Source organism: Streptomyces sp. NPDC007205 (assembly GCF_040634095.1).
GTDB lineage: Bacteria > Actinomycetota > Actinomycetes > Streptomycetales > Streptomycetaceae > Streptomyces.
In genome coordinates this window covers 1-3248 of the sequence record NZ_JBEYEW010000136.1, presented here as the reverse complement: position 1 = coordinate 3248, position 3248 = coordinate 1, and the positions used below count along the sequence as shown (strand labels likewise).

Here is a 3248-nt window from a genome sequence, read left to right as displayed (position 1 = left end):
AGCCGGTCCGGCACGGGCCTGGGGCCAGGAGCTCTCTGCGGCCAGGGCGGCAGCAACGGCTCGATCAGCGCCCACAAGTCGTCGTCCACGATCCACGGCCGGTTCCTCACACCTCACGAACGGCGGAATCGTCGTACTGGTCACGCCAGACCAGCACACCTCACCAAGATCGTGTTACGAGCTCTAAGGGACTTCCGGCCAGGATGAGCGAACTTTTCCGCATCCGGAAGAACGTCACCGGTACGACCGCCTCTTCAGCACGGCCCACAAACCAATCAGGCGGCAAACCTGAGGACACTCAAAGAGGAGATATGGCATGCGGTTGACCGTCATCGGCACGGGATATCTCGGAGCTGTGCACGCCGCGTGCATGGCCGAGATCGGGCATGACGTCCTCGGGATCGACGTGGATGCGAGGAGGATCAAGGCACTGGCCGAGGGACGGGCGCCCTTCTTCGAGCCGGGGCTGGACGAGGTGCTGGCCAGAAACGTCGCCTCGGGGCGACTGCGTTTCACGACCTGTCTACGCGAGGCCGCTGGCTTCAGTGAGCTGCATTTCGTCTGCGTCGGCACTCCGCAGCACGGCGATTCACCCGCCGCCGACCTCAGCCACGTCGATGCCGTCATCGACGGTCTCGCTCTGCATCTGCGGCAGGATGCCCTCGTTGTCGGCAAGTCCACCGTCCCCGTGGGCACCGCTGAACGGCTCACCGCCAGGCTGGCGGCACACGTGCCTACAGGCATCAAGGCCGAGGTGGCATGGAATCCGGAGTTCCTACGCCAAGGTTTAGCCGTCCACGACACACTGCGGCCGGACCGGCTGGTCGCAGGCGTCACCACCGCACGCGCCGATGCGGTCCTGAGGGCCGTCTACGCGCCGATGCTCACCGCTGGCGTCCCCTATATCAGTACAGACCCGGCAACGGCCGAACTGGTCAAGATGGCCGCCAACTCCTTCCTGGCTACCAAGATCTCGTTCATCAATGCCATGGCCGAAGTGTGCGACACGGTCGGGGCCGACGTGGTGACGTTGGCCGACGCCATCGGCCACGACCCCCGCATCGGGCGGCGCTTTCTGTCCGCCGGCTTGGGTTTCGGCGGCGGATGCCTGCCCAAAGACCTCCGCGCCTTTGCCGCACGAGCGCAGGAACTGGGCGTGGACCACGCGGTCTCCTTCCTGAGGCAGGTCGACGAGATCAATCTTCACCAGCGGTGGCGCACCGTCACGGCCGCCCGGGACCTGGTGGGGGGTGACCTGGTCGGCCACCGCATCGCCGTACTCGGGGCCACCTTCAAGCCCGACAGCGACGACGTTCGAGACTCGCCCTCGCTCACCGTCGCCGCCGAACTCCACCGCCAAGGTGCCGAGGTCCGGGTCCACGACCCCCAAGGCATCGAGAACGCACGCACCGCGTTGCCCGGACCCCACTACGAGGACGAGGTATCCGAGGCATGCCGGGATGCCGACGCCGTCCTCCACCTCACAGAGTGGTCGGAGTACCGCTCACTAGATCCTGACGCACTCGCCGCATTGGTGCACACTCCGGCCTTGCTCGACGCGCGCAACTCGCTCGACACCGGACGATGGGTGTCTGCCGGATGGAACGTCCGCGCCCTCGGTCGTCCGGCCACCGCACCGTATCCGGACTTCCGGAAGCCAAGCGTGACGACTCCTCGGACATGGCAGCCATGACAGGTGTATTGCCGCTCGACCGGCCTGAAAGGCCTCGCACCCGCGGGAAGCCACACACCGGGCAGGGGGAGCGGCAATATCAGCGAATGGAACTCCTGGTAGCAGTCGCGGATGCTGCCGCGGCGCCCTCTCCCCGCACGCCACCAAACCATCACTTTCCCTCTCTGAGCTCCGGAGCTGTCCATGACGATGTCAAACTTCAGTGGTGACGTGGATGGTGAAGCATGCTGACCCTGCCCGGCCCGGAACAAGACCAAGGCCTTCACCCACAGACACCAGCAACCTGTCATGCGGCCGACTCCCCTCTGCCGCGGGTTAAAGCGGCGAGTCATGTCCCTCAGCAGATCAGCCGCACAGCTGACCTCAACGGCCTGCCCGCATCAGCCATTGAATTCCAGCTGTTCGCCCAGTGGCAGCTCCACAGCACCCTCTGGCCATCGCCCCAACAGCGCCATCTGGTCAGCGCGCTGGTCTACCTGCGCCGCACCGGCCGCTACTGCTACGACCTCAGCGAGCACGCACACCAGGCCAGGTCCGAAACACGAGCACTCAATGCTGACATCGTGCGCCATGTCCTGAGCACGGCGCACCCGGTGGGAGCCATCGTGCACATCCTCGGCGAGCCCCACACCGGCACGGTCGTCCACGTCAGTGTCGGCTGGGACCGACCCGACCCCTATCCCGCGCCCTGGTATGTCGTCGCCGTGCCCCACCTGCAGGTCTGCCGTGCCCACGGAGCGGACGAAATCGAACCGGCCACTCCCGTAACGGGGGAGAGGGCTCGCCGGCCCGGCGCCTTCAGTCAGCAGCCGCTGCAATCCCAGGGAGAGTCATGTCCCGCCGTTTGTTCATCTCGGGGTCTGTGACCGAGGGGCACCCCGACAAGATTGCCGACCGGATCAGTGACACGTTCCTCGATGCCCTGCTCAAGGAGGACTCGCGCTCGCGGGTCGCCGTGGAGACCCTGATCACGACCGGCCGGTGCACGTCGCCGGAGAGGTCACCACTACGGCGTACGCGGACATCCCGGGTCTGGTCCGCGATACCGTCCTCGACATCGGCTACGACGCCTCCCACAAGGGTTTCGACGGCCGCTCATGCGGGGTGTCCGTGTCGATCGGTGCCCAGTCCCTGGACATCGCACGGGGCGTGGACGGCACCGGCGAAGACGCCGACCCGCTGGACGTGCAGGGCGCCGGTGACCAGGGATTGATGTTCGGGTATGCCTGCGACGAGACGCCGGAACTGATGCCGCTGCCGATTCAGTTGGCTCACCGGTTGGCGCATCGGCTCACCCGCGTGCGCAGGGCATTGCCCCCTACCTGCGCCCTGACGGAAAGACCCAGGTCACCATCGAGTACGTGGGCAGCCGTGCCGTGCGCCTTGATACGGTCGTCGTCTCCGCCCAGCATGCCGCAGACGTCGACCTGGACGACCTGCTGGCACCCGACATCCGCACCCGGGCCTTGACCCCTGATCTTGGACACACGAGACACTGGATCCTGAGGATCTGAGAACGGACATCTCGTGGTCATGAAGAACTATCCGCCACAGT

Annotated in this window: 2 protein-coding genes and 2 pseudogenes; 3 read left to right on the top strand and 1 reads right to left on the bottom strand. The window is 66.0% G+C overall.

All coding sequences use genetic code 11. From position 1 onward, the window contains the following. Window positions 1–110, bottom strand: a pseudogene (locus ABZ624_RS42520) (IS5/IS1182 family transposase); the annotation flags it as partial. A 206-nt stretch (window positions 111–316) separates the two neighbouring features. Here ABZ624_RS42520 and ABZ624_RS42515 point away from each other — a divergent pair. From ABZ624_RS42515 to ABZ624_RS42505, 3 genes and pseudogenes are all read left to right on the top strand, one after another. Beyond that, window positions 317–1693, top strand: a complete 1377-nt coding sequence (locus ABZ624_RS42515) for a UDP-glucose/GDP-mannose dehydrogenase family protein (protein WP_360101021.1) — start codon at window positions 317–319, stop codon at window positions 1691–1693. A gap of 224 nt (window positions 1694–1917) precedes the next feature. Continuing rightward, a complete protein-coding gene (locus ABZ624_RS42510; RefSeq protein WP_360101018.1) occupies window positions 1918–2559 on the top strand; it encodes a hypothetical protein in 642 nt (213 codons plus the stop codon). Then, a pseudogene (locus ABZ624_RS42505) lies at window positions 2526–3150 on the top strand (S-adenosylmethionine synthetase N-terminal domain-containing protein); the annotation flags it as partial. The gene ABZ624_RS42510 and the pseudogene ABZ624_RS42505, both read left to right, overlap by 34 nt. Between the last annotated feature and the right edge of the window lie 98 nt (window positions 3151–3248).

What these genes read in the sequence shown, in the direction of transcription:
- ABZ624_RS42515 (WP_360101021.1), top strand. Translation starts at nt 317, where the DNA reads ATGCGGTTGACCGTCATCGGCACGGGATATCTCGGAGCTGTGCACGCC.
- ABZ624_RS42510 (WP_360101018.1), top strand. Translation starts at nt 1,918, where the DNA reads ATGCTGACCCTGCCCGGCCCGGAACAAGACCAAGGCCTTCACCCACAG.